Origin of the sequence: Magnetospirillum aberrantis SpK (genome assembly GCF_011022235.1) — a bacterium.
Classification (GTDB): Bacteria; Pseudomonadota; Alphaproteobacteria; order Rhodospirillales; family Magnetospirillaceae; genus Magnetospirillum; species Magnetospirillum aberrantis.
Map to the genome: position 1 here is coordinate 171,795 of NZ_JAAIYP010000042.1, position 26,374 is coordinate 198,168.

General features: G+C 68.0%; 19 protein-coding genes. 5 read left to right on the plus strand and 14 right to left on the minus strand.

Annotation, left to right across the window (positions count from 1 at the left end):
* Nucleotides 1-4: 4 nt before the first annotated feature.
* The 6 genes from cobN to tsaD all read right to left on the minus strand — a co-directional run bounded on the left by cobN (nucleotide 5) and on the right by tsaD (nucleotide 8,060).
* Entirely contained in the window at nucleotides 5-3,670 is a 3,666-nt protein-coding gene (gene cobN, locus G4223_RS16480; protein ID WP_163681986.1) for a cobaltochelatase subunit CobN, read from the minus strand.
* Nucleotides 3,671-3,775: 105 nt separating this feature from the next.
* A complete protein-coding gene (gene cobW, locus G4223_RS16485; protein ID WP_163681987.1) occupies nucleotides 3,776-4,795 on the minus strand; it encodes a cobalamin biosynthesis protein CobW in 1,020 nt (339 codons plus the stop codon).
* Nucleotides 4,792-5,313: a bifunctional adenosylcobinamide kinase/adenosylcobinamide-phosphate guanylyltransferase gene (gene cobU, locus G4223_RS16490; RefSeq protein WP_163681989.1), complete on the minus strand. Its 522-nt coding sequence runs from the start codon at nucleotides 5,311-5,313 to the stop codon at nucleotides 4,792-4,794. The genes cobW and cobU overlap by 4 nt, the downstream gene beginning before the upstream one ends.
* A gap of 26 nt (nucleotides 5,314-5,339) precedes the next feature.
* Nucleotides 5,340-5,774 carry a methyltransferase family protein gene (locus tag G4223_RS16495; protein ID WP_163681991.1) on the minus strand — a complete coding sequence of 145 codons (435 nt, stop codon included), beginning with the start codon at nucleotides 5,772-5,774 and terminating at the stop codon, nucleotides 5,340-5,342.
* Nucleotides 5,775-5,780: 6 nt separating this feature from the next.
* Nucleotides 5,781-6,938: an iron-containing alcohol dehydrogenase gene (locus G4223_RS16500; RefSeq protein ID WP_163681992.1), complete on the minus strand. Its 1,158-nt coding sequence runs from the start codon at nucleotides 6,936-6,938 to the stop codon at nucleotides 5,781-5,783.
* Between the two features lie 66 nt (nucleotides 6,939-7,004).
* Nucleotides 7,005-8,060: a tRNA (adenosine(37)-N6)-threonylcarbamoyltransferase complex transferase subunit TsaD gene (tsaD, locus tag G4223_RS16505; protein WP_163681994.1), complete on the minus strand. Its 1,056-nt coding sequence runs from the start codon at nucleotides 8,058-8,060 to the stop codon at nucleotides 7,005-7,007.
* Between the two features lie 49 nt (nucleotides 8,061-8,109).
* On the opposite strand from tsaD, the gene hemC reads away from it, so the two are divergent.
* Genes hemC through G4223_RS16520 form a run of 3 tightly spaced genes read left to right on the plus strand, consistent with a single transcriptional unit; the run spans nucleotide 8,110 to nucleotide 12,264 of the window.
* Nucleotides 8,110-9,051, plus strand: a complete 942-nt coding sequence (hemC, locus tag G4223_RS16510) for a hydroxymethylbilane synthase (protein ID WP_163681996.1) — start codon at nucleotides 8,110-8,112, stop codon at nucleotides 9,049-9,051.
* A 13-nt stretch (nucleotides 9,052-9,064) separates the two neighbouring features.
* A complete protein-coding gene (locus tag G4223_RS16515; RefSeq protein ID WP_163681999.1) occupies nucleotides 9,065-10,990 on the plus strand; it encodes a uroporphyrinogen-III synthase in 1,926 nt (641 codons plus the stop codon).
* A 2-nt stretch (nucleotides 10,991-10,992) separates the two neighbouring features.
* Nucleotides 10,993-12,264: a heme biosynthesis protein HemY gene (locus tag G4223_RS16520; protein WP_241004167.1), complete on the plus strand. Its 1,272-nt coding sequence runs from the start codon at nucleotides 10,993-10,995 to the stop codon at nucleotides 12,262-12,264.
* A 1-nt stretch (nucleotide 12,265) separates the two neighbouring features.
* Here the strand turns inward: G4223_RS16520 and G4223_RS16525 are convergent, their stop codons facing one another.
* The 8 genes from G4223_RS16525 to mutS form a co-directional block, all read right to left on the minus strand.
* Nucleotides 12,266-13,168 (minus strand): glucosaminidase domain-containing protein, encoded by a 903-nt coding sequence (locus G4223_RS16525; protein WP_163682001.1) that lies wholly within the window; start codon nucleotides 13,166-13,168, stop codon nucleotides 12,266-12,268.
* 86 nt (nucleotides 13,169-13,254) lie between these two features.
* Nucleotides 13,255-13,803, minus strand: a complete 549-nt coding sequence (locus tag G4223_RS16530) for a NifU family protein (RefSeq protein WP_163682002.1) — start codon at nucleotides 13,801-13,803, stop codon at nucleotides 13,255-13,257.
* Between the two features lie 108 nt (nucleotides 13,804-13,911).
* Complete coding sequence (locus G4223_RS16535) at nucleotides 13,912-14,385, minus strand: universal stress protein (RefSeq protein WP_205762544.1); 474 nt, start codon at nucleotides 14,383-14,385, stop codon at nucleotides 13,912-13,914.
* 59 nt (nucleotides 14,386-14,444) lie between these two features.
* Nucleotides 14,445-15,206: a TIGR02186 family protein gene (locus tag G4223_RS16540; protein ID WP_163682007.1), complete on the minus strand. Its 762-nt coding sequence runs from the start codon at nucleotides 15,204-15,206 to the stop codon at nucleotides 14,445-14,447.
* A gap of 2 nt (nucleotides 15,207-15,208) precedes the next feature.
* Nucleotides 15,209-16,171 carry a DUF2333 family protein gene (locus G4223_RS16545; protein ID WP_163682009.1) on the minus strand — a complete coding sequence of 321 codons (963 nt, stop codon included), beginning with the start codon at nucleotides 16,169-16,171 and terminating at the stop codon, nucleotides 15,209-15,211.
* A 64-nt stretch (nucleotides 16,172-16,235) separates the two neighbouring features.
* Complete coding sequence (murJ, locus tag G4223_RS16550; protein ID WP_163682011.1) at nucleotides 16,236-17,777, minus strand: murein biosynthesis integral membrane protein MurJ; 1,542 nt, start codon at nucleotides 17,775-17,777, stop codon at nucleotides 16,236-16,238.
* 33 nt (nucleotides 17,778-17,810) lie between these two features.
* Nucleotides 17,811-20,579, minus strand: a complete 2,769-nt coding sequence (locus tag G4223_RS16555) for a [protein-PII] uridylyltransferase (RefSeq protein WP_163682013.1) — start codon at nucleotides 20,577-20,579, stop codon at nucleotides 17,811-17,813.
* A 99-nt stretch (nucleotides 20,580-20,678) separates the two neighbouring features.
* Nucleotides 20,679-23,297, minus strand: a complete 2,619-nt coding sequence (mutS, locus tag G4223_RS16560) for a DNA mismatch repair protein MutS (RefSeq protein WP_163682062.1) — start codon at nucleotides 23,295-23,297, stop codon at nucleotides 20,679-20,681.
* A 240-nt stretch (nucleotides 23,298-23,537) separates the two neighbouring features.
* On the opposite strand from mutS, the gene G4223_RS16565 reads away from it, so the two are divergent.
* Together G4223_RS16565 and G4223_RS16570 are read left to right on the plus strand one after the other, a co-directional pair.
* Nucleotides 23,538-24,041: a hypothetical protein gene (locus G4223_RS16565; protein ID WP_205762545.1), complete on the plus strand. Its 504-nt coding sequence runs from the start codon at nucleotides 23,538-23,540 to the stop codon at nucleotides 24,039-24,041.
* Nucleotides 24,042-24,089: 48 nt separating this feature from the next.
* Nucleotides 24,090-26,372, plus strand: coding sequence for an NADP-dependent malic enzyme (locus tag G4223_RS16570; RefSeq protein WP_163682014.1), 2,283 nt, complete (start codon nucleotides 24,090-24,092; stop codon nucleotides 26,370-26,372).
* Nucleotides 26,373-26,374: the final 2 nt, after the last annotated feature.

Below are 26,374 nucleotides of genomic sequence, written 5' to 3' on the forward strand. Positions count from 1 at the left end.
CAAGTTAATCCAATATGTCATAAATCGAATTACGCCGGGGTTTCCACAGGCCGCGCTCGATGGCCTCGCGGAAACGCGCCTTCATTTCCGCCAGCGCGGCGGGGTTGTTGGCCTGTAAAAAGGCGTGGACGGCCTCGTCGGCCAGATAGGCCTCGGCCAGCATGTCGAAATGATGGTCCTTGACCGCGCGGGTGGTGGCGGCGAAGGCGAACAGATAGTCCACCGTCGCCGTCATCTCGAACGCGCCCTTGTAACCGTGGCGCATGACGCCTTCGATCCATTTGGGATTGGCGGCCCGCGCCCGGACCACGCGGGCGACCTCTTCGTCCAGCGTGCGGATGCGCGGGCTTTCCGGGCGCGAATGGTCGGGGTGGTAGACCGCCGGGTCGGTCCCCGACACCAGCCGCACGGCGGCGGTCATTCCGCCTTCGAACTGGTAATAATCGTCGGAATCAAGCAGATCGTGTTCGCGGTTGTCCTGGTTCTGCACCACCGCCTCGACCCGGCCCAGGCGGTCGCGGAACAGTTCGTGCCCGGCCTCGCCCTCGCCGCCGGCGCCATAGACCCAGCCGCCCCAGGCGATGTACGCCTCGGCCAAATCGCCTTGGGTGGTCCAGCCCTTTTCGTCGATCAACGCTTGAAGGCCGGCGCCATAGGCGCCCGGTTTCGATCCGAACACGCGGGCCGCCGCCCGTCCCTCGCCCAGCCGCGCCTTGTCGGCGCGCACGCGGGCGGCTAGCGGGTTGACGTCGTCGGCTTCGTCCAGCGCCGCCACCGCGCGCACCGCCGAATCGAACAGGTTGATCAGATCGGGAAAGGCGTCGCGGAAAAAACCGGAAACGCGCAAGGTCACGTCCACCCGTGGCCGGTCAAGGATGCCGGCCGGCATGATCTCGAAGCCGGTGACCCGGCGCGAACCGGTGTCCCAGGTGGGCCGCACCCCCATCAGCGCCAGTCCCTGGGCGATGTCGTCGCCGCCGGTGCGCATGTTGCTGGTGCCCCAGGCGGTCAGCGCCACCGCGCGCGGCCACTCGCCCTGGTCCTGAAGGTGGCGTTCCAACAGCAATTGCGCCGATTTCCAGCCCAGGCTCCAGGCCGCAGGGGTCGGCACCGTGCGGGTGTCGACGGAAAAGAAGTTGCGGCCGGTGGGCAGCACGTCGGGCCGTCCCCGCGTCGGCGCCCCCGATGGCCCCGGCGGCACGAAACGGCCGTCCAGGCCCTTCAGCAATCCGGCGATCTCGGCCGCACCGCATTCATCCACCGCCGGGGCCAGATGGTCGCGGATGTGGCTCAGGACCGCCGTGGTGCGCGTCCATTCGGCCGGGCATTGCTGTCCCGCCACCAGGGCGCGGGCCAGCAATTCCAGCCGTTCCACGGTGTCGCCCATGGTGCGCCACGGATCGTCCCCGCTCAGAACACTTGGCCGTGCGCCGTTCCAGGGATCGCCCAGCACGCAATCCAGCGGGTCGAAGTCCAGTCCCAGGTCGCGGGCCAACGCGCGCAGCAGCGAATCCGCGCCCGCGCCCGATCCGCGCGGCACGCGGGCCAGGGCCACCAACAGGTCGGTGCGCTGGTCGCCCTGGGGCGACAGGCCGAAAATGTGCAGGCCGTCGCGAATCTGCAATTCCTTCAGCTCGCACAGGTGGTTGTCCAGCTTGGACAAGGCGGTGTCGGTGTCGTCGGTGGGTTCGATGCCCAGGTCGCGGTCCAGCCCGGCGGCCGAGGTGGTGGACAGGATTTCCTTGCGCAGGATGGCCAGCCGGCGGGGATCGACGCCGGCCGCCTCGTAATATTCGTCCACCAGCCGTTCCAGCTCACGCAGGGGGCCGTAGCTTTCGGCGCGGGTCAGGGGCGGCGTCAAATGGTCGACGATGACCGCCGCGCTGCGTCGTTTCGCCTGCGTTCCTTCGCCGGGATCGTTGACGATGAACGGGTAAAGGTTGGGCAGCGGCCCCAGCACCGCCTGGGGGTAACAGGCGTCCGACAGCGCCAAGGACTTGCCCGGCAGCCATTCCAGATTGCCGTGCTTGCCCATGTGCACCACGGCGTCGGCGCGAAACTGTTCGCGCAGCCAGGCGTAAAAGGCGAAATAGCTGTGCGGCGGCACCAGATCGGGGTCGTGGTAGCTGGTGCCGGGATCGATGTTGTAGCCGCGCGCCGGCTGGATGCCGACGGCCACCGACCCGAAACGCATCATCGGCAAGCGGAATTCGCCACAGGACAGCTCACCCTTACGGAAAAAGGGGTCGGCCTCGGGCGCGCCCCAGCGCCGGCGCACCGCCTCCTGAATCTCTTGCGGCAAGGCGTTGAAGAACAGGAAGTAATCGGGAAGCGCCAGGGTCTCGCGCACCTCGCGCCCGTCCAGCGCCCGCCAGTCGTTGGTGGGACCGGCCTGAAGCGCCTGGACCAGGGAATTGCCGTCGGCGGGCAGATCGCGCACGCCGTATCCGGCCAGGGCCAGGGCCCGCAACACCTCGACAGTGCCGGCCGGGGTGTCCAGCCCGACACCGTTGCCAAGGCGGCCATCGCGGTTGGGATAATTGGCCAGCACCATGGCGACGCGGCGTTCGGCCGGGGTCTTGCGCCGCAAGCGGGCCCATCGCGCCGCCAGTTCGGTGACGTAACGAACCCGTTCGGCCACCGGGGCGTGGCGGGCGATGTCGCATTGGCTGAAGGCGTCGCGGCTGGCGGCCTTGAACGACAGGGCGCCGGCCAGGACGCGGCCGTCCACTTCGGGCAAGGCCACGTTCATGGCGATGTCACGCGGCCCCAGGCCGCTTTTTCCGTCGCGCCACGCCTGTTCGGTGCCGGCGGCCAGCACCACCTGAAGAACCGGACAATCGCTGGGGCCGAACGGCGTGTCCTCGGCCTTGATGGGCGAGGCGACGGCGAAACCGGTGGCGTTGACCACCACGTCCACCCGCATCCGGTCCAGAACGTCCTCGACGATGCCGGCGCTGGCTCCGTCCTTCAGTGATTGCACGAACAGACCGTGGGCGTTGAGGCCCTGTCCGCGCAGGCCGGTCAACAGCGCGTCCACCGGCGCGGTGTCGCCCGACAGCACCAGGGCACGATAGAACACCACCACCGCCGACGGCCGCGCCGGGTCCCAGTCGTCCTGCCACCCGGTGTCGGGATAAAGCCCGGCCGGTGGCAGCGGCCGGGGCTCCAGCCAACCGGTTTGCCGGCCGATCAGGTCGGCGGCGTAATTCAGGAAATGGGTGGCGTTGTCGGGGCCGCCGAACAGAAGATAGCGCCACAGCCGGTCCTGCGCCTCGGGCGGCACGGTGGCGTCGCGGGCCAGTTCGGCGTCGGGTTTGTCGTCGCCGGGCAGACAGGCCAACAAGATGCCGCGCCGGCGGCAGGTGGCGGCGATCTGTTCCAGGCCATAGGGCCAATAGGAGCGTCCGCCCAGCAACCGCACCACCACCAGCCGGGCATGGGCCACCACCTGCTCGACATAAAGGTCCACCGACATGTGGTGGGCCAGCCGGGTCAGGTTGGCGAGACGCAGCTCGAACGGCGCGCCGGCGCGGGCATGGGCGGCGGCCAGCGCCGACAATTCGGTGTCGGCGGCCGACAGCACCACCACCTGGCCGGGCGTCTGACCCAGGTCGATGGCTTCGGAGCCGTCGGAAATGGTGCCGGGCTGGGCGGCGAGAAGGTGCATGTCTAGGGCCGTCCCGAATAGGAAATGACACGGATGGACACGGATGAACGCGGATGGCGGCGGCAGTGTCCGTGTCTATCCGTGTCCATCCGTGTCATCACATCTTCAGCCCGCGATGATTGCTTCGATAGCGGAACGGTCCAGGCCCTTTTGGCCGATCACCACCAGCCGGCTCAGCTTTTCCTCGCCGCTCTTCCACGGGCGGTCGAACCAGCGCTCGATACGGGCGCCCACCGCCTGCACCACCTGACGCGCCGCCTTGCCCTCGACCGCCAGGAACCCCTTGAGGCGCAGGATGTCGTGGGCGGCGATGGCGGCGGTCAGCCGTTCGGCCAGGGCCTCGGGATCGGCGATGGTGCCCAAGGTCACGGCGAAGCTCTCGAAATCGTCATGATCGTGGCCTTCCTCGGAATCGTGGTGGCTGGGCCGCGTCGCCAGATCGTCCTCGGCCGCCGCCGACAGGCCCAGCAACACCATGGAATCCACTGCGCTCCTGGTGGTGCGCACCACCTTGACGCCGGGGCGCAGGGCGGCGGCCACTTCGGCCTGGACGCGGTCCAGTTCGGCGGCGTCCAACAGGTCGGCCTTGTTCAAAAGCACCATGTCGGCGCACAGCAACTGGTCCTCGAACACTTCTTCCAGCGGGTTGTCGTGCTCGGGCTGGGCCATCATCTCGGGGGTGTCGGCGAAACGGCCGGCCGCCACCGCACAGGAATCGACCACCGCGACGACGCCGTCGACGGTAACGCGCGAGCGGATTTCCGGCCACTGAAAGGCCTTGACCAATGGCTTGGGCAACGCCAGTCCCGAGGTCTCGATCAGGATGTGCTCGGGCGGGTTGGGACGGTCCAGCAACGCCTGCATGGTCGGCAGGAACTCGTCGGCGACGGTGCAGCACAGGCAGCCGTTGGCCAACTCGACGATGTCCTCTTCCTTGCAGCCGGCGGCGCCGCACGACGCCAGCAAATCACCGTCGACGCCGACGTCGCCGAATTCGTTGACGATCAGCGCGATGCGCCGCCCGCCGGCGTTTTCCAGAAGATGACGGACCAAGGTGGTCTTGCCGGCCCCCAGAAAGCCGGTGACGACGGTGGCGGGAACCTTGCGCGCGAGGGGGCGGATCATGGGGCACCTTTCAGGAAAAGCGGCAGACCGGCGGCGACGAACACCACACGATGACAGGTTTGGGCGACACGCTGGTTCACGCGGCCCTGATGGTCGCGGAACTCGCGGCCCAGGCGGGTTTCGGGCACCAGTCCCAGCCCTACCTCGTTGGACACCAGCACCACCGGGCCGGCGGCGGCGGCCAGAACCTCGCACAATCTGGCGGTTTCCGCGTCAACGTCGCGACCGGCATGCATCAGGTTGCTGAGCCACAGCGTCAGACAATCGACCAGCACCGGGCGGGCCGGGTCGAGCACGCGGTCCAGGGCCTCGGGCAGGGCCAGGGGTTCCTCGACGGTGTCCCAACGCGGACCGCGGCGGTCGCGGTGCAGACGGATACGCTCGGCCATCTCGTCGTCGAAGGCCTGGCCGGTGGCGATATAAAGGGCGTTTCCCCGTGACAGCAGGGATTCGGCGTAGGTGCTCTTGCCCGAACGGGCGCCGCCAAGCACCAGGGTCGTGGAAGCGGAGGTGGACATGGGCCGTAGTTACCACACCTGCGCGTTCAGAACCACCGGCCCACCTTTTGGGCATAGGTGTCGAACTCGGCACCGAACAATTCGGCCAGGGAGGCTTCCTCGTGGCGGATGAACATCTGGCCCATGGCGAACACCCATGCCGCCAGCGCCGCGAACGGCGCCGAACTCGCCAGGGATACCGCCAGCCCGCCCAGAATCAGCCCGAAGCCCAGATAGATGGGGTTCCGACTCAACCGGAACGGCCCCGTAACGACAAGGGTCGAGGCCGCCTCGTGCGGATGCAAGGTGGTTCCGCGCCGCCATAGCGCCCACGCCGCCCAGAACATGAGCCCCAGCCCCAAGGCCGCCGGCACCGCGCCCCACGGGTTGCGCGGCGCCATCCGCGCCAGGGGCGCCCACTGGTCGAGCGCCAGCATGGCGCCGGCGGCGATGGCGGTGATCACCGGCGGATAAAGCCGCATGTTTTCCTATGCCGCTTGCAGGATGCGCCGCACCTGGTCGGCGTCGATGTCGCCGCGTTCGCCCAGCGGCAGGCCGCCGCGCTCGCTCAGGCGGCGGGCGATGGCTTCCGGGATGTCGGCGCCCAGGTTGTAGCCGCCCAATCCGGCCGGCACACCGACCGATTCGAAGAAGTCGCGGGTCTTGGCCACCGCCGCGTCGATGCGCGCGTCCTCGTCGCCGTCGCTCAGGCCCCAGACGCGGGCGGCGTATTGCAACAGCTTGGCGCGCTTTTCCGGGCGCTTGACCGCCACCACTCCCGGCCACACCGCCGCCAGGGTGCGGGCGTGGTCGATGCCGGTCAGCGCGGTCAGTTCATGGCCGATCATGTGGGTGGCCCAATCCTGGGGCACGCCCTGGCCGATCAGGCCGTTCAGCGCCATGGTGGCGCACCACATCAGATTGGCGCGGGCCTGATAATCGGGCGGCGTCGCCATGGCCTTGGCGCCGATCTCGACCAGGGTGGACAGCACCGATTCCGCCAGCCGGTCCTGAAGCGGCGCCTCGGCTGGATAGGTCAGGTATTGTTCAAGCACGTGGACGAAGGCGTCGACGACGCCGTTGCCCACCTGACGGGCCGGCAGGGAATAGGTGGTTTCCGGGTCCAGCACCGAAAAGCGCGGCATGACCGAAGGATGGCCCCAGCCCAGCTTCTCGCCGGTTTCGTCGCGGCTGATGACCGAGAACAGATTCATTTCGGACCCGGTCGCGGGCAGGGTCAGCACCACGCCCAACGGCATGGCGTTGGTGGGCGCCGCCTTGCGGCAGACGATGTCCCAGGGGTCGCCGGCGAAGTCGATGGCCGCCGCCACCAGCTTGCAGCCGTCCACCACCGAACCGCCGCCCACCGCCAGCACGTAATCCAGCTTTTCCGCCCGCGCCAATTCGACCGCCTTCATCAGCGTCTCGAAACGGGGATTGGGCTCGATGCCGGCGAATTCGCGGAATTCCAGCCCGGCCGAGGCCAGCGCCTCGACCACCTGGGCGTGGACGCCGTTCTTCTTGATCGAGCCGCCGCCATAGGCGAACAACACGCGGCTGCCCTTGGGAATCTCGCGCCCCACCGCCTTGATCTGGCCCTTGCCGAAGATGACCTTGACCGGGTTGTGGAAGACGAAATTCTCCATGGGCGTTCTCCAACGTTCAAACCATCGCTTGGCCCCAATGTGGGGGCGATGGGCGAAAGCGCAAGGTCAGGCCTTGATTCCCGCCCCGCGCGCTTTCGGCGCGGCGGGGTCCAGCGGCCAGCGCGGCCGGGGCGCGAAATCCAAGGAATCGGTCAGGCCCAGGCGGAATCGTTCGATTCCGGCCCAGGCGATCATGGCGGCGTTGTCGGTGCATAATCCCAGCGGCGGCGCCAGGAACGTCAGGCCGGCCTCGGCCGCCACTTTTTCCAGCATGGCGCGCAAGGCGGTGTTGGCGGCGACGCCGCCGGCCACCACCACATGCCGGCCTTGGGGCCAGTCCTGGCGGAACTGGGCGATGGCGCGCCGGGTGCGGTCGCCGATGGAGTCCGCCACCGCCGCCTGGAACGCGGCGCAGACGTCGGCCGCGTCCTGTTCCGACAATGGTTGCGCAAGCGTTTCGACCAACAGCCGCACGGCGTTCTTGAGGCCGGAAAAGCTGAAATCGCAGCCCGGCTTGCCCTTCATCGGGCGCGGCAGGGCGAAACGATTGGGATCGCCGTGATCGGCGGCCTTTTGCACCAGGGGGCCGCCGGGATAGCCCAGGCCCACCATCTTGGCCACCTTGTCGAAGGCTTCGCCGGCGGCGTCGTCGATGGTGGTGCCCAGCCGGCGGTATTGGCCGACGCCCAGCACCGCCAGCAACTGGCAATGGCCGCCCGAGGCCAGCAACAGAAGATAGGGAAACGGCAAATCGTGGGTCAGCCGCGCGGTGAGCGCGTGACCTTCCAGGTGGTTGACCGCCAGGAACGGCTTGCCGGCGGCCAGGGCAATGGCCTTGGCGGTCATCACGCCGACCATGACGCCGCCGATCAGGCCGGGTCCGCCGGTGGCGGCCACCGCGTCGAGGTCGGAAAAGCCGATTCCGGCCTGGTTCATGGCTTCGGCCACCAGCCGGTCCACATGTTCGAGATGGGCGCGCGCGGCGATTTCCGGCACGATGCCGCCGAACGGACGATGTTCTTCAAGCTGCGACAACACCACATTCGCCAGGATGGCGCGGTCGTCGCGCACGATCGCGGCGGCGGTTTCGTCGCACGATGTTTCGACACCCAGGATCAACACCACGAAAATCCTTTCCAGAACCGTCGGCTTTTCCTACAACACCAGGGCCATGACGTCCAAAGCAAACAACCCCCGCCTCACCCTGGGCACCCGCGGATCGCCGCTGGCGCTGGCCCAGACGCACGAGACCCGCGACCGTTTGGCCGCCGCCTGGCCGGAACTGGCCGAAGAAGGTGCCATCGCCATCCAGGTCATCCAGACCACCGGTGACCTGGTGCAGAACCGCGCGCTGTCGGAAATCGGCGGCAAGGGGCTGTTCACCAAGGAACTGGACGAATCCATGCTGGATGGCCGCATCGACCTGGCGGTCCATTCCATGAAGGACGTGCCCACCGTCCTGCCCGACGGCATCGTCCTGCCCTGCGTCCTGCCGCGCGAGGACGTGCGCGACGCCTTTTTGTCGCTCAAATACGCCGGTCTCGACGATCTGCCCGAAGGCGCGGTGATCGGTTCCTCCAGCCTGCGGCGCGGCGCCCAGATCCTGCACAAGCGTCCCGACCTCAAGGTGGTGAACTTTCGCGGCAACGTCCAGTCGCGTCTCAGGAAGCTGGGCGAGGGCGTGGTCGACGCCACGCTGTTGGCCATGGCCGGGCTGAATCGCCTGGGCATGGCGGACAAGGCCACCAGCCCGCTGTCCACCGAGTTCATGCTGCCGGCGGTGGCGCAAGGGGCGATCGGCATCACCTGCCGCACCGACGACGAGGCGGCGCACCGTTACCTTTCGGCGCTGAACTGTCCCGAGACCATGGTGCGCATCACCGCCGAACGGGCGTTCCTGCTGACCCTTGACGGGTCGTGCCGCACGCCCATCGCCGCCCTGGCCGAGCTGGACGGCGACCATCTGTCGTTCCGCGGCCTGATCGTCAGCACCGACGGCAAGGTCGTGCACGCCACCAGCCGTCAGGGCCGGGCCGCCGATGCCGAGGCCATGGGCAACGACGCCGGCGAGGAATTGAAGCGGATCGCCGGCCCCGGCTTCTTCAGTCACTGAACGGGGGCCGGCCGTGACCTGCGCCCTTGTCACCCGCCCGCGCGAGGATTCCGAGGGGGTGTCGCGGGAATTGCGGGCCCGGGGCCTGACGGTGGCGGTCGAGCCGCTTCTCGACATCGCCTATCTTGATGCCGCCATCGATGCCGAGGGTGTCCAGGGTATCCTGGCCACCTCGGCCAACGGCGTGCGCGCCTTGGCCCGATTGTTACCCGACCGCGACCTACCGGTGTGGGCGGTGGGCGACGCCTCGGCGCGCGAGGCGCGGGCATTGGGCTATGAACGGGTGGAAAGCGCCGGCGGCGACGTCCACAGTCTGGCGGCCCTGGTCAAGGACCGTTGCGAACCCGGAACAGGGGCCTTCCTGCATGCCGCCGGTTCGGTCACCGCCGGAGACCTGGCGGGATTGCTGGCCGAGGCCGGCTTCGCCGTCCGCCGGGTGGTCCTGTACGAGGCGCGTACCGCCACCGCCTTGTCCGACGACCTGACGCAGGCGTTGCGGAACGGCGGCATCGGTCTCGCCTTGTTTTTCTCTCCCCGCACCGCCGCTACCTTTGTTACCCTGGTGCAAGCCGCCGGATTGTCCGGGACGCTTCGCCCGCTTACCGCCTACGCGCTCAGCCGGGCCGTCGCCGACAAGCTGGCGCCTCTTTCCTGGGCGGCCGTCCGCGTGGCCGCCGTCCCGACCCAAGCCGCGTTGCTGGCGGCGCTCGAGGAGGATTTGGCCGCCGGCCGCATTTCCTCCGATCTCCAGAGGAGCAGCATGACCGAGACCCCGCCCGCCGCCGCGAACGAGACCAAGACGCCGTCCCCCGAGGCCGCCCCGGAAGCCGCCGACGCGATTCCGGCCCCGGTCCCCGAGGAGGAGGTCGCCACCGAGGAAGCGGAAATCGCCGAGCCGGAGGTCGCGGCCGACGCCGCCAAGGGCCGTGGCTGGGTTCCGGTGGCCGCCGCCGTGGCGGTGGTCGCGGTGGCCGGTGTCGCCGCCCTGGTGTGGTCGGAAATGCGGACCAACGGCGGGACGCCGTCGCCCTTGGCTCCGGTCTTGTCGTCTGCCGAACCGGCGGCGTCCGGGCCGGTTGCGGCGCCCGCCGCCGTCTCGCCCGATCTGGCCGCCGAACTGGCCGCCACCCGCGACCGTCTGGCGGCGCTCGAGGCACGCCTGGGCCACGGCGGCGCGGCGGCGGTGGACCTGTCGCCGCTGGAAAGCCGCGTGGGGCAGACCGAGATGGCGGTCAAGGCCTTGCAGGCCCTGCCGCAGGTGCCGGCCAAGCTGGTGGACGAGGTGACGGAACTGAGCGGCGCGGTCGCCGAACTCAAGCGGACTTCGGCCGACGCGGCGGCGGTGCTGCGGCTGGCCGACCGGGTGGAAAAGGCGGAAAGCGCCGTGCGCGACATGCAGGCGCGGCGCAGTTCCGCCGCTGCTCTGTTGCTGGCGGTGGGTCAGTTGCGCGAGGCGGTGGCCGCCGCCTTGCCGTATGACGGCGAGTTGCGGGCGCTCAAGGCCCTGGCCGGGGCCGACCCGGAAGTCGCCGCCGCCGCCGAAACCCTGAAATCCCATGCCGCGGTGGGTATTCCCACCCTGGCCATGCTGACCCAGCGCATGACCGTCCTGGCCCCGGCCGTGGTTCGCGCCCAGATCCTGCCCGAGGGTCAGGGCTGGTGGCGCCAGACCCTGGACCGCCTGGGCTCGCTGGTGACCATCGAACGCGAGGACGGCGCCGCCGCCGGCACCTCGCCGGCCGCTGTCGTCGCCCGTGCCCAAGGGGCGCTGGCGGTGGGTGACTTGGCTATCGCCGTGACCGAGCTTGAGGCGCTGTCCGGCCCGCCGGCCGAGGTGGCGGCGCCGTGGCTTGCCGACGCGCGGGCCCGGCTTGCCGCCGGCCAAGCGCTGTCCGGGTTGACCGCCCATGTGGTCGCCGCCATCGGCGCGGGGCAATGACCATGATGCGCCGGCTTTCCCTGTTCGTCGTCGTCACCGCCTTGTTGGTGGCGGGTGCCGTGTGGCTGGCCGAACGGCCGGGTCAGGCGGTGATTCATTGGCTGGGGTGGAAGATCACCGCGCCCGTGCCGCTGGTGCTGGGCGGCCTGTTGGCGCTGCTGCTGCTGGGGACGCTGGCGCTCAGGGTGTTCCGCGCGGTGCTGGCGACACCCGGCCGGTGGCTGGCGGCGCGACGGGCGCGGCGCACCCGCGACGGCTATCGCGCGTTGTCCGATGGTTTGGCCGCCGTCGCCGCCGGTGATGGACGCGGTGCGCGGCGTCTGGCCCGGCGTGCCGACAAATTGCTGGCCGATTCGTCCCTGACCGGGTTGTTGACCGCCCAGGCGGCGACGTTGTCGGGCGATGCGGCGGAAGCGGAAAACCGCCTGTCGGCCATGGTCGAACGGCCCGAGACCGCCCTGCTGGGCCTCAAGGGGCTGATGGATCAGGCGCTTCTTCGCCACGATCACGCCGCCGCGCTGGATTACGCCCGCCGCGCCTGGGCGCTGGGGGGACCGGCGGTGGGACTGGCCGCCACCTTGTTCGACCTTCAGGCCCGCGCCGGCCATTGGGCCGAAGCCGCCGCCACCCTGGACGAGGCCAAGAAGCGCGACGCGCTGTCGGGCGGCACCTTGGCCCGTTTCCGCGCCCTGACCTTGCTGGAGCGGTCGCGGGGGGAACGCGATCCGGTCCTGGCCCGCGATCTGGCCATCGCCGCCCATCGTGCCGATCCCGGTTTCGTGGCGGCGGCGGCCCAGGCGGCGTTGGCGCTGCATCGCGCCGACAAGCCGCGCAAGGCCGCCAGCCTGTTGCTGACCACCTGGCGGATCGCGCCGCATCCCGATCTGGTCGAGGCCTGGCTGGCCCTGGCCCCGGCGGAAACGCCGCTGCAACGGGTCAAGCGGCTGGACAAGCTGGTCAAGGCCAATCCCGATGCCGCCGACGGCCATGTCGCCCTGGCCGAGGCGGCCCTGGCCGTCAAGCTGTGGGGATTGGCGCGCAGCCATCTGGAACGTGCCTTGGAGCAGCGTCCGACCACCGGTCTTTATGTGCTGTTGGCGCGACTTGAACGCGAGGAACGTGGCGACGAACATGCCGCCACCGCCTGGATGGCCAAGACCGCCGCCGCTCCGGTCGAGCCGGCGTGGATCTGTGCCACCTGCGCCAAGCCCACCGACCGCTGGCAGGTCACTTGTCCCCATTGCGGGGCGGTGGACAGCCTGGAGTGGAAGTAACTCAGCTTTCGCGCAGACGGTTGCGGTCGATGCGGCTGTGGTCGAAGCGGTCCAGCCGGTTGCCGCGAATCAGCGCGCGGATGGTCTGGACATAGGCGTCGCCTCGCTCCGAATAACGCGACAGGCTGCCGGCCAGGGTGGCGCCGTCGGGGGTTTCTCCCCTGGCCCGTGCCGTGGCCCGCGCCCGGCGAAGCCCCTCATAGGCCGGATGGCTGTTGAGGTTGTGGACATAGGCCCGCACCGCCTCGTGCAGGGTGGTGAAGGCGGCCATGCGCTGACCGGCCGGGTCGCCCTTAGGGGTGACGGCGCTGCCGGTGTGTCCGAACAGGTTGTTGGCCTCGCGCACGAAACGCGACGTGCCCCAGCCCGATTCCTCGGCCGCCTGGGCCAGGGCCAGGGACGGCGGCACCAAGTCCACCTTGCGCAGCAATTGGGACAGGTTCGCGCCCTCGGCCCGGTAACGCACCGCCAGGGCTTCCAGCCAGGCCGGGTCCTGGGGCAGACGGCCGTCGGCCATGGCCTCCAGACGATGGCGATCCTGGGCGATCTCTTCGTTGACCACCAGCACCAGCGGCAGCATCAGGCGCAGGAAAACACGCTTCTTGGCGTCGATCTCGGCCATCTGGTCAAGGTCGTCGGGCACTGTCGACAGGAACAGCGGCGGCACGGTGCCGGTTTCGGCCACCGTGTCCAGGCGATAGCCGATGCGGGTGAAGACGGCGTGCAGACCATCGGCGCTGCCCAGTTCGCTGGTACTGAGATTGCGCTCCAGCCCGACCGGCTTGCCCAGGGAAACCTCGCTGCGCAGCGGCGAGGAAACACCGCCCAGGACCAGCCCGTACAGGGCCCCCACCGCCACGGCCAGGGTGCCGACACCAAAAAGAACGGCTTTGTTTTGCGCCATGCAAATCTCCTTCTGCCGTCTACCCTAGCCAAACAAAAATGGCGGCCGTGTGGCCGCCATTGAAAAAAGTGCTTTCAGGTGCCTGTTTACTGGACGGCCTGAACCGCGACCACTTCCGGCACATAGTACTTGAGCATGTTCTCGATGCCGTGCTTGAGCGTGGCGGTCGAGCTGGGGCAACCCGAGCACGCGCCCTGGAGGTGCAGGTAGACGATACCGTCCTCGAAGGCGCGGAAGATGATATCGCCGCCGTCCTGGGCCACCGCCGGACGGACGCGGGTGTCCAGCAATTCCTTGATCTGCTTGACCACGTCGGAATCGCCCTCGGACCCCTCGGCGCCGGTGCCGGCATCGGTGATCACCGGCGCGCCGGAATTGAAATGGTCCATGATGGCGGCCAAAACCAGCGGCTTGAGCACCGACCAATCCGTCTCGGCGGTCTTGCCGACGGTGATGAAGTCGCCGCCCAGGAACACGCTGGCGACGCCGTCGACGTCGAACAGGCGGCTGGCCAGCGGCGAACTGGCCGAGCCTTCCTTGGTCAGGAAGTCGGCGGTGCCATGGGTCATGACCTCGCGACCGGGCAGGAACTTCAAGGTCGAGGGATTGGGGGTCGGTTCGGTTTGGATGAACATGGAAATCCTCGTTCTAGGCGTCGCGGGGGTAAGGGCGCGCAGCGGAAGCCGATAATCCTAAATGGCCCCGGCCGGGGTCTGAGTCAAGGGAAAGACTGAGCGGACAACTTAGGTAATGGCGTCGATCTGTTCGGGTTTCAGGTGGCCGGGCACGATGGTGACGGGAACGCGCAGCCGGCCGACGAACTTGCCGGTCAGCGCGGTGACCAGGGGTCCCGGCCCGCGCGGCCCGGTGTCGGCGGCCAGCACCAGGATGGAAATCTGCGGTTCCTCGTCGATCAGGGCGATCAATTGCTCGCGCGGGTTGCCCTCGCGCACATAAAGGATGGGCAGTTGGCCCGAGAACTCGTTGACCTCGGCGGCAAGGCGCTGCAACAGCTCCTCGGCGTCCTGGCGGGCCTCTTCCTCCATCAGGTTGGCGATGGCCATGAAATGCTGGTACTCGTTCGGTTCCAGCACCCGGAGCAGGGCGACGCGGCCGCCGGTATGGCGGGCACGGGCGCAGGCATAGCGCAGCGCGGCGCGCATTTCCTCGCTGTCGTCCACCACCACCAGGAACACTCGGGTCTGTTCGGCCGTCATGATGATCCCTTCTCCCCGTGGTTTTCTTGTTGGCCACCGCCGCAATGGGTTGGCCGGCATTACTTGCGGAAGATCGCCGCCGCCGCCCAGCCGGCGCCGGCCGCCAACAGGATGGCGATGATACCGTAGGCCGCGGCCTGTTGGTGGGCGAAATCGAACACGTCGGCGCCCAGGCCGATCTTGGACACCACCAAGGGCGTGGTCTGGGCGCTGGCCACCTCGCCGTCGACCATCAGGTAGACCTCGACCAGATAGGTGCCCACCGGCACGTTGGCGGGAAAATGCATCTCGGTGCGGAACAGGCGGTTGCCGAGAAAGCCGATGTCCTGGACACCGTCGCCGTAAAGCCCCTGTCTTTGTTTCAGCCGGATCAGGGCATCGCGGTATTGCGGGCTGTCGGCGCGTTCGTCGCGGGGATGGATGTCGAGGTCAAGCGCCTCAAGCCCGATCTGGTGGCGTTCCAGCACCGCCTGGGGGGCGATCTCGGCCAAAGGCTTACTGGCGGCGACGCGATAGAAGGATGGCGCGTCGCGGACCTCGGCCAGACCGGAATTGATCCAGATGCCGGCGTTGCGCGCCTTGCGGCGGACGATTTCGCCATGGTTGGGGCCGCGCACCACGACGACGACGTCACCGCCGCGCGAGGCATCCTCGACGGCGCCGAACAACAAGACGTCGGTGCCGGCGAAGCCGGTGGTGATGGCCACCAGATGGCGCGACAGATCGGCCACCAAAGGTTCGGCGGCTCGTGCCGCCGACGCCCACAGGCCGGCCAACAGGGCAAGGAACAAGACGACCGGCCGTCCGTTTCCGCCCGCCATGCTCAGCTCGCCAGTTTTTCGGCGATCCCGGCCAAGATCGCGCGGGCGCGCAACAGATAGAACCCCTGCGCGGTCAGATGGCTGGGAACGAAGGTTCCGTCGGGAGCGCCGTTCAGGACCACCAGCGGCTCAAGCGCCGCCGCCGCCTGCAAGGCTTCGATCATCTGGCGCCACTCGACCGCCAGATTACGGTCGGTCAGCACCTGGGCGAAATCGCCGCCCAATTCGCGCAGCATCAGGCCATAGGCGTAGACCCGGCCCTTGGTGCCGTAGAACAGGTCGTCCGCCTTGGTGTCGAACAGTGCCGAATGGTTCTCGGCCAGATGGCGGTCGGTGTTGGCCGAGATGATGTCCAGGTCGCGGCCGATGGCGCTGACCACTTGGGCCAAGGTGGCGGCGTCAAGGTCCAGACCCGGCCCGCCACCGGCCAGGGAGCGGTTGAACTCCACCAGATTGCGGGCGGCGCCACGGTACATCTTCTCGCTCGAGGCGGTCGGCGCCCACGAGGTCGAGGGGTCGAACTTCCACACCGTTCCGGGATACTTCAGCAATCCGGCGGCCCGTTCCAGTTCGGACACCGGGCCTTGACCGTGGTCGCTGGCGGCGGCCAGGGCGGCGGACATCCGGCCTACCGCGGTGGCAATGCCCTGTTGGAAGGCGGGGGTGTCGTCCAGCCACCAGCCGGGGGTGAAGAACGGGTCGTTGGCGGCCCAATTGTGCTGGTCGATCTCGCGGAACACCAGTCGGGCGGCGATGGCCACCGCCCGGCTCTGGCCGGTTTCCACCGATCCGGGGCCGAAATCGAAATCGTCGTCGATGACGTGGGTGATCGCCATGCCGATTCCCAGGGCACCGACAAAGCCGATCACCACCAGCGCGGCCGCCCACCACCATCCCGGCGACGCGGCACGCCGCAATGCGTCGCGAAGGGTATCGGGGCGGAAACGGGGCAAGGGCTCGGTCATGTCTCTCTCTGTCCGGCGGGGGGCCTTGTTGATTGCTTACGACGGTGGTCGCGCCAACGCAAGCTTACTTGCGTCGGCGCATCATGGCCTTGACCTCGCCGGCGCGTGCGGCGCCCAGCACATGCGCCGCCATCGCGAAGACCACAAGGCCGATCGTCACCAGCGCCGACACCACCGCCAACGCCTGCCAGGTGTGCACCGCCCACGGCCACGCCCAGGCCTTTGCCGCCCACAATGCGCCGGCCATGGCCGCCGCCGCCAGCACGATGCGCGGGCCGCGTGACAACAGCCGCGCGTCCATGGAGAAAAAGCCGCGCCGGGCCAGGATGACCGCCAGGGCGACGACGTTGAACCACGCCGCCAGGGCGGTGGACAGGGCCATGCCCACATGGGCCAGGGGGCCGATCAGCGCCAGGTTGAGGGCGACGTTCAGGGCCATGGTGGCGCCGGCCACCTTGACCGGGGTGCGGGTGTCCTCGCGCGCGAAGAAGGCCGGCGCCAGCACCTTGACCAGCACATAGGCCGGCAGGCCGATGGCGAAGGCCACCAGGGCGTCGGCGGTGGCCGCCGTCTCGGCGGCGCCGAAGCTGCCGCGCTGGAACAAGACGCGGATCACCGGCTCGGCCAGCACCATCAGCGCGGCGGCGGCCGGCAGGGTCATCAACAGGGCGAATTCCATGGCGCGGTTCTGGCTTTCGCGCGCCGCCTCGAACTCGCCGGCCTTGAGCTGGCGGGACAGCAGCGGCAACAGCGCCGTGCCGATGGCGATGCCGACCACGCCCAGCGGCAACTGGTTGACCCGGTCGGCGTAGTTCAGATACGACACCGCGCCGTTGGCCACCGTCGAGGCGATCATGGTGTTGATCACCAGGTTGACCTGATAGACGCCGGCGCCGATGGCGCCAGGCACGATGCGCCGGCCCAACAGCTTGACCTCGGGGCTCAGGCGCGGGCGCACGACGCGCAACGGCATGCCGGCCTTGCGCACCGAGAACACCAGCCACGAGAACTGGGCCACGCCGGCGGCGAAGGTGCCCCAGGCCAAGGCGTGGCCCGGCGTCTGGGTATAGGGGTTGAGCGCCCACAATCCGGCCATGGCCACCAGATTGAGCAGGACCGGCGTGCCGGCGGCGGCGGCGAAACGGCCCAACGAGTTGAGCACCCCGGCCTGAAGCGAGGTCAACGAGATGAACAGAAGATAGGGAAAGCAGATGCGCGAGAATTCGGTCGCCAGTTGAAGCTTGCCGGCGACGTCGGAAAAGCCCGGCGCCAGGGCGTAGACCGCCCACGGCATGGCCAGCTCGACCAGGGCGACGAAGATTCCCAAGGTCAGCGCCATCACCGCCAGCGCCTGTTCGGCGAAGCTGCGGGCCTGGGCCTCGCCCTCGGCCAGCTTGCCGGTGAACAGCGGCACGAAGGCGGCGTTGAAGGCCCCTTCGGCGAACAGCGACCGGAACAGGTTGGGAAAGCGGAAGGCGACGAAGAAGGCGTCGGCGATCGCCCCCGCCCCCATGAAATGGGCGATCATCATCTCGCGCATCAGGCCGGTGACGCGCGACAGCATGGTGAAACCGCCGACGGTGGCGATGGATCGGAACAGGCTCATGGACAAGCGTTTAGCGCAGAATTGCTTAACGCGCTATTGCGCCGCGTTTTCCTCGGATTTGACCGTCGGATCCTCCAGCGCCTTCAGCAGCTCGCCGCGCACCTGATCCAGCTTGCGTTCGTGGCTGACCTTGAGGCCGAAGATGTCCTTGACGTAGAACACGTCCACCACCCGTTCGCCATAGGTCGAGATATGGGCCGAGGCGATCTGAAGCCCGGCCCGCGTCATCGCCGCCGTCAGATCGTACAACAGGCCCGGCCGGTCGCGGCCGTTCAGTTCCAGCAACGTGTGGGTGGACGACGCCTTGTTGTCGATGATGACGCGCGGCGGCACCTTGAACACATGGGCGCGGGCCGGCAGCTTGCCCCGGCGCGCCGCCAGTTCCTTGTCCAGCCACATGCGGCCCGAGAGAACCTGTTCGATCACCGACGACAGCCGCGCCAGCTTGGGCGGGCTGTCGAAAGCGCCGCCCTCGGAATCCTGGACCCAGAAGGTGTCGAGCGCCATGCCGTTGGCCAAGGTGATGATCTTGGCGTCGACGATGTTGGCGCTGGACACGGCCATGGCGCCGGCGATCTGCGAGAACAGACCGGGATGATCGCTGGTGTAGACGGTGATCTCGGTGACGGCGCGCTTGGAATCGACCCGCGATTCCACCGACAGCGGCGCCTTGGTGTGTTCGGCCTCGCGCACCATGCGGGCGTGGCGGACGTGGGTCGCGGTGTCGAAGCCGGTCCAGTAATTGGGATAGCCGCGGGCCAGATGGGCGTCGATGTCCTCGGCCGTCCAGCCGGCCTTGAGCAATTCGCCGCGCAAGGCGTCCTGGGCGCCCTGGATGCGCGATTCGCGGCCCTCGGCCAGGCCGCCCATCATGATTTCCTCGGACCTGAGATACAGCTCGCGCAGCAACCCGCCCTTCCAGCCGTTCCACACGTTGGGGCCGACGGCGCGGATGTCGGCCACCGTCAGGCACAGCAACAGGCGCAGCCGTTCCGGGCTTTGTACCAAGGTGACGAAATCGGCGATGGTCTTGGGGTCGTCGATGTCGCGCTTGAAGGCGACGCGGCTCATGGTCAAATGTTCGCGCACCAGCCACGCCACGGTTTCCGTTTCGGCATCGGAAAGACCGAAGCGCGGGCAAAGCTTCAGCGCCACCTCGGCGCCCAGCGCCGAATGGTCGCCATTGCGGCCCTTGGCGATGTCGTGCAGCAGCACCGACAGATACAGTACCTCGCGCGAGGCCACCTTGTGGATGACCTTGGACGAGACCGGCGCCTCTTCCTTCAACTGGCCGTTCTCGATGGCGTGCAGGATGCCCATGGCCTGGAGCGTGTGCTCGTCCACGGTGTAGACGTGGTACATGTCGTATTGCATCTGCGCCACGACGCGGCCGAAATCGGGAATGAAACGGCCCAGCACCCCGGCTTCGTTCATGTGCCTGAGCGCCACTTCCGGGTTCTTGCGGCTGGTCAGCATGGACACGAACAACTTGTTCGCCTGAAGGTCCTCGCGCACGCCGGAATCGATGCGCTTGAGGTTGCGGTGTACCAGATCCAGCGCCTTGGGGTGGATGTCGAGGTCGTTTTCCAGCGCGGTGTGGAACAGCCGGATCATGGCCACCGGGTCCTTTTCGAACTGGTCGTCGGTGGCGCAATTCAGGCGGTCGCCGTCCAGCTTGAAGCCGGCGACGGTGCCGCGCTTGAACGACAACAGCCGGCCCAGCCGCAATTTCGGCTTCCGCTTCTGCTGTTCCTCGGTCAGCGCGCAGAACAGCCGGGTCAGGTCGCCCACGTCCTTGGCCACCAGGAAGAAGTGCTTCATGAAGCGTTCGACCCCCCTGGAACCGGCGCGGTCGCCATAGCCCATGCGCCGGGCGATTTCCTGCTGGACGTCGAAGGTCAGCCGGTCCTCGGGCCGGCCGGTCAGGTAGTGCAGGTGACAGCGCACCGTCCACAAAAAGGCCTGGGCCTTGGTGAAACGCTTTTCCGCGTCACGTGAGATCAGGCCCAGATCGACCAACTGGCCGATGTTCTCGATGCGATATAGATACTTGGCGATCCAGTACAGGGTGTGCAGGTCGCGCAGGCCGCCCTTGCCTTCCTTGACGTTGGGCTCCAGAACGTAGCGGGTGTCGCCCATCTGGGAATGGCGGGTGTCGCGTTCGGCCAGCTTGCTTTCGACGAATTCCTCGCCCGAGCCGGAGACGACTTCGTTACGGAAGCGGTTCTGAAGCTCGGTGAACAGATCCTGGTCGCCCCACAGCCAGCGCATTTCCAAGAGCGCGGTGCGGATGGTCAGGTCTTCCTTGGCCTGACGGGCGCATTCGTCGGAGGACCGGGTGGAGTGCCCGACCTTGAGCCCCATGTCCCACAGCATGTACAGGATGTATTCGACGATCTGTTCGTGCCACGGCGTGCGTTTGTAAGGCGTCAGAAACAACAGGTCGATGTCGGATTGCGGGCTCAGCTCGGCGCGGCCGTAACCGCCCACCGCCACCAGACTCAGCGCCTCGGCCGAGGTGCGGATGCCGTTGGGGAATTCGTGTTCGACCGCGAAGTCGTGCACGGTGCGGATCAACTGGTCGATCAGGAAGCAATTCTCGCGCACCGTCTGGGCGCCGTCGCCGGCCTGATCGAAACGGGCGCGGATTTCGGTGCGGCCGGTGGCCAAAGCCTCCTTGAAGGTTTCCAGGACCTTGGACCGCCGCTTGTGCTTGGGCAGTTCCAGCGCCACCACCTCGCCCAGCCGTTCGGTGACGGCGCGGCGGTCGATGATGGCACGTTGAGCGGTAATCTTGGTCATGGAACACCAAAAGCAAGGCGGAAAACGGCGATTATAAGTCCCGTTTTCCGCCCGGTGCCACGCGTTTTTGAAATGCTCAAAGGCGCGGCAAACGCTGCCTCAGCCTTGGGCAAGTCCCTTGAGTTCGTACAGCACGTCCAGCGCCTGACGCGGGGTCAGCTCGTCGGGGTTCAGGGCTTTCAGGCGTTCTTCGGCCTTGCTGGTCTCGGCCACCGTTTCGACGGCGCGCGGCTTGGGCCTGGCAAGGGCGGCGAACAGCGGCAGATCGTCGGCGAGACGGGCGACCGCGTTGCTTTCCTCGCCCTTCTCCAACGCTCCCAGCACTTCCTCGGCACGGCCGACCACCGCCGGCGGCAGACCGGCCAGACGGGCGACGTGGATGCCGTAGGAGCGGTCGGCGGCGCCCGCCGCCACCTCGTGCAGGAACACCACGTCGCCTTGCCATTCCTTGACCCGCATCTGATGGCAGGACAGTTGCGGCAGCCGCGCGGCCAGCCGCGTCAGCTCGTGGTAATGGGTGGCGAACAGGGCGCGGCAGCGGTTGACCTCGTGCAGGTTCTCGACCACCGCCCAGGCGATGCTCAACCCGTCGAAAGTGGCGGTGCCGCGCCCGATCTCGTCCAGGATGACCAGGGCACGGGGGCCGGACTGGTTCAGGATGGCCGCCGTCTCCACCATCTCGACCATGAAGGTCGAGCGCCCGCGCGCCAGATCGTCGGCGGCGCCGACGCGCGAGAACAGGCGGTCGACCACACCGATGCGGGCGGACGCCGCCGGTACGAACGATCCCATCTGCGCCAACAGGGCGATCACCGCGTTCTGGCGCAGGAAGGTGGACTTGCCGGCCATGTTGGGGCCGGTGATCAGCCACAATCGCTGTCCGTCCGACAGGTCGCAATCATTGGCGACGAAGGTGCCGGCATGGGCGCTGGCCAGTGCCGCCTCGACCACCGGATGGCGGCCGCCCCGGATGTCGAAGGTCAGGCTGTCGTCCACCACCGGCCGGGTCCAGCCATGGTCCACCGCCATCTGGGCCAGGGCGGTGGCGACGTCGAGCCCGGCCAGGGCCTGGGCACAGGCGGCGATGGCCGGGGCCTGCTCCAGCACTCCGGCGATCAGTTCCTCCAACAGGCTGAGTTCCAGCGCCAGCGCCCGTTCGGCGGCGCCCTGGATCTTGCCGGCCAGTTCGATCATCTCGGTGGTGGTGTAGCGCGCGGCGTTGGCCATGGTCTGGCGGTGGATGAAGCGCTCGTCCAGCTTTTCCGCCTGCTTGGCCGGCACCTCCAGATGATAGCCGATGATGTTGTTATGCTTGACCTTCAGGGTCGCGATGCCTGTTTCGTCAACGTAACGTTGTTGAAGGCGCATCAGCATGCCGTTGCCTTCGACCCGCAACAGCTTGAGTTCGTCCAGCGCCGGGTGGAACCCCTCGGCGATGAAGCCGCCGTCGCGGGCGGCAAGCGGCAAGTCCTCGGCCAGGGCCCGGCCCAGCCGGTCGACCAGCGGCGACGGGTCGCCCAAATCGCGGGCCAGGATCTCCACCCCCTCGGGCGGCGCCTCCAGCCCACCGGCGGACAGGCCGAGGCGCAGGGCCGGCACCTGGGCCAGGGCGTCGCGGATGGCCGCCAGATCGCGCGGGCCGCCCCGTCCCAGGCTCAGCCGCGACAAGGCGCGCTCGACGTCGGGACAGCGCCTGAGGATGTCGCGCACCGTCTCGCGCACATTTTCCGCCTCGGCGAAGAACGCGATGGAATCAAGCCGGCGGTCGATGGCCGCCGGTTCGGTCAGCGGTGCCGCCAGCCGGGCCGCCAACAGCCGCGCCCCGGCCCCGGTCAGGGTGCGGTCGATGGTGGCGAGCAGGCTGCCGCGCCGTTCGCCCGAAAGGGTTTCGGTGAGTTCCAGGTTGCGCCGGGTGGCGGCGTCGATCTCCATCACCGCACCCTGGGCCAGCCGGCGTGGCGGGTTGAGACGCGGCAGCTTGCCCTTTTGCGTCAGCTCGACATAGTCGACCAGGGCACCGCCGGCCGCCAGTTCGGCCCGCGAAAAGGCGCCGAACCCGTCCAGCGCCCCGACCCCGTACAGGGCTTCGAGCCGGCGGCGGGCATTTTCGGAATCGAAACGGACGCTGGGCAGCGGCGTCAGCACGTTTCGCCAATCGGCCAGGGTCTCGGACAGGGCCTCTTGTCCCAACAGACGGTCGGGCACCAGCAACTCGCCGGGGGACAGGCGGGCCAGGGCGGCGGCCAGATGCCCCATCTCGATCCCCTGGGTGGCGAAGTCGCCGGTCGAGACGTCGACCCAGGCCAGTCCCAGGCCGCCTTGCGCCTCGGCCAGAGCGGCAAGATAGTTGTGGGCGCGGGCGTCGAGCAGGTTGTCCTCGGTCAGGGTGCCCGGCGTGACGATACGGATGACGTCGCGCGCCACCACCGACTTGGCCCCGCGCTTCTTGGCCTCGGCCGGGTCCTCGGTCTGTTCGGCGATGGCCACCTTGAAGCCGGAGCGCACCAGCTTGGACAGGTAGACCTCGTAGGAACGGATGGGCACGCCGCACATCTGGATGTCCTCGCCCAGATGCTTGCCGCGCTTGGTCAGCGCGATGTCGAGCGCCGCCGACGCCTTGACCGCGTCGTCGAAGAACAATTCGTAGAAATCGCCCATGCGATAGAACAACAGGCAATCGGGATGGGCATGCTTGATGGCCAGGTACTGGGCCATCATCGGTGTCGCATCGGCGGGGATGTCCGGTGTGTCGGCGGTCACTGGTTCTGATCCGGCAATGAAACGGGCGGCGCACCTTAGCACGCCAGCCCAGGGGCGCAAACCATGGCTCCCCTTTCACGAAGGTTTCAAACCAAAGCCCGAAGACCCGCGCTAGGATGCCCCTCTTTTCGCAGCCCCTATGCAGGTGTCCGGCGATGGCGCACAATGATTCCCCCCGACAACCGACGGAGGAATTCCGTGATCGCCACCAATAATCCCGCCGCCACGACCCGCGAGGTCGTCGGCACCTTCGCCGACCGCGAACATTTCCAGGCCGCCGTAGACGCCCTGTTCAAGGCCGGCTTCGTCCGCACCGACCTGTCGGTGCTGTCGTCCCACGAATCCATCGACACCGCCGCCCAGTCGGGCAAATCGTGGAAGGACGTGCTGGTCGCCCTGGTGGGCGAAACCAAATACGAGGGGCCTTTGGTGGCCGCCGGCCTGATCGCCCTGGCCGCCGGTCCGGTGGGCGCGGTCATCGCCGGTCTGGTCGCGGCCGGGGTCGGCGGCGTCGCCGTCAAGGAATTGCTGGACGAGGTGGCGGCGCTGCCCGATTCGGCGGCTTTCGCCAAGGCGCTGAAGGATGGTTCGGTGGTGTTGTGGGTGGCGGCGGCCGATGCCGGCGCCGAAGACCGGGCCAAGACCATCCTGCATGACGCGGGCGCGCAAAATCTCCATGTGTTCGAGCGCAAAGGGCGCTAAAACCGCGCGCCCCAACGCTGTTCCGACGACCTCCAGGACGTTTCTTCCATGACCGACAAGACCCCGCTCAACCGTGCTTCGGCCGACCTTGAGCGCGAAACCCTGCTGATGCACGCCTCGGGCCGCCCCGGCAAGATCGAGGTGGTGCCGACCAAGCCGCTGACCACCCAGCGCGACCTGTCGCTGGCCTATTCCCCCGGCGTCGCCTTTCCCTGTCTGCACATCGCGCGCGATCCGTCCTTGGCCTACGACTATACGGCCAAGGGCAATCTGGTGGCGGTGATCTCGAACGGCACCGCCGTTCTTGGCCTGGGCGACCTGGGCGCGCTGGCCGGCAAGCCGGTGATGGAAGGCAAGGCGGTGCTGTTCAAGCGCTTCGCCGACATCGACGCCATCGACCTTGAGGTCGATACCCGCGACATCGACGAATTCGTCAACAGCGTGCGTTTCCTGGGGCCCAGCTTCGGCGGCATCAACCTGGAAGACATCAAGGCGCCCGAGTGTTTCGTCATCGAAAGCCGGCTGCGCGAGCTCATGGACATTCCGGTGTTCCACGACGACCAGCACGGCACGGCGATCATCGCCACCGCCGGTCTTTTGAACGCGCTGGAGCTGACCGGGCGGCGTATCGAGGACACCAAGGTGGTGGTCAACGGCGCCGGCGCGGCGGCCATCGCCTGCGTGGAACTGATCAAGGCCTCGGGCATCCGCCACGAACACGTCACCTTGTGCGACACCAAGGGCGTGATCTACCAGGGCCGCGAGAACGGCATGAACCAGTGGAAGTCGGCCCACGCCGTTCCCACCAAGGCCCGCACCCTGGCCGAGGCGCTGGAAGGGGCCGACGTGTTCATGGGGCTTTCGGTCAAGGGCGCGGTGACCCAGGCCATGGTCGCCACCATGGCGGAACGGCCGATCATCTTCGCCATGGCCAATCCCGACCCGGAAATCACCCCGGAAGAGGTGCACGCGGTGCGTTCCGACGCCATCGTCGCCACCGGGCGTTCGGATTACCCCAACCAGATCAACAACGTGTTGGGCTTTCCCTATATCTTCCGCGGCGCGCTCGACGTGCGCGCCAGCACCATCAACGACCAGATGAAGGTGGCCGCCGCCAAGGCCATCGCGCAATTGGCGCGCGAGGACGTGCCCGACGAGGTGGACCGCGCCTATCAGGGCCGCCGACTTCGTTACGGATCCGAATATATCATCCCGGTGCCGTTCGACCCGCGCCTGATCGCCGCCATCCCGCCGGCGGTGGCCCAGGCGGCCATGGATTCGGGGGTGGCGCGCAAGCCGATCGTCGATCTGGCCGCCTACAAGGCCGAGCTGGCGGCGCGTCTTGATCCGACGGCGGCCAGCCTTCAGGCCATCGGCGACAAGGTCAAGGCCCATCCCCGCCGGGTGGTGTTCGCCGAGGGTGAAGAGGAAAAGTCGATCCGTGCCGCCCTGGCCTTCAAGGCGGCGGGCTACGGCACGCCGATCCTGATCGGCCGCGAGGAACAGATCAAGGAAACCATGGCCGCCCAAGGGTTGCCCGGCGCCGAAGGTCTGGAGATCGTCAACGCCCGCGTGTCCGACCGCCGCGAGCATTATACCGAGGTGCTGTACAAGCGGCTTCAGCGCAAGGGCGCGCTGCACCGCGACGCCGCCCGTCTGGTCAACCAGGAACGCAACGTCTGGGGCGCGCTGATGGTGGAGCAAGGCGACGCCGACGCCATGGTCACCGGCCTGACCCGCGCCTATTGGCAAGCCTTCGACGAGGTGAAGCGGGTGATCGATCCGGCGGCCGGACAGGTTCTGTTCGGCCTCAACATGCTGGTGGCGCGCGGCCGTACCGTGTTCATGGCCGACACCACCGTACACGAGGCCCCGACCGCCGAGGATCTGGCCGACATCGCCCAGCAATCGGCGGCCAAGGTGCGGCAATTGGGATACGAGCCGCGCGTCGCCATGCTGTCGTTCTCCACCTTCGGCAATCCCGACAGCCACCCCACCGGCCGGGTGCGTCAGGCGGTGCGGATCCTGGAGGCGCGCGGCGTCGATTTCGAGGTGGACGGCGAGATGGCGGCCGACGTGGCGCTCGATCCCGACCTGCTCAGGCATTATCCGTTCTGCCGCCTGTCGGGGCCGGCCAACGTCTTGGTGATGCCCAGCCTGCATTCGGCCAACATCGCCTGGAAGCTGATGCAGAAACTGGGCGGCGGCACGGTGATCGGGCCGATCCTGGTCGGTCTGGACAAGCCGATCCAGATCACCGCCATGGACGCCACGGTCAACGACATGGTCAACATGGCGGTCCTGGCCGCCTATGATTCCATCGAGTCCTGAGA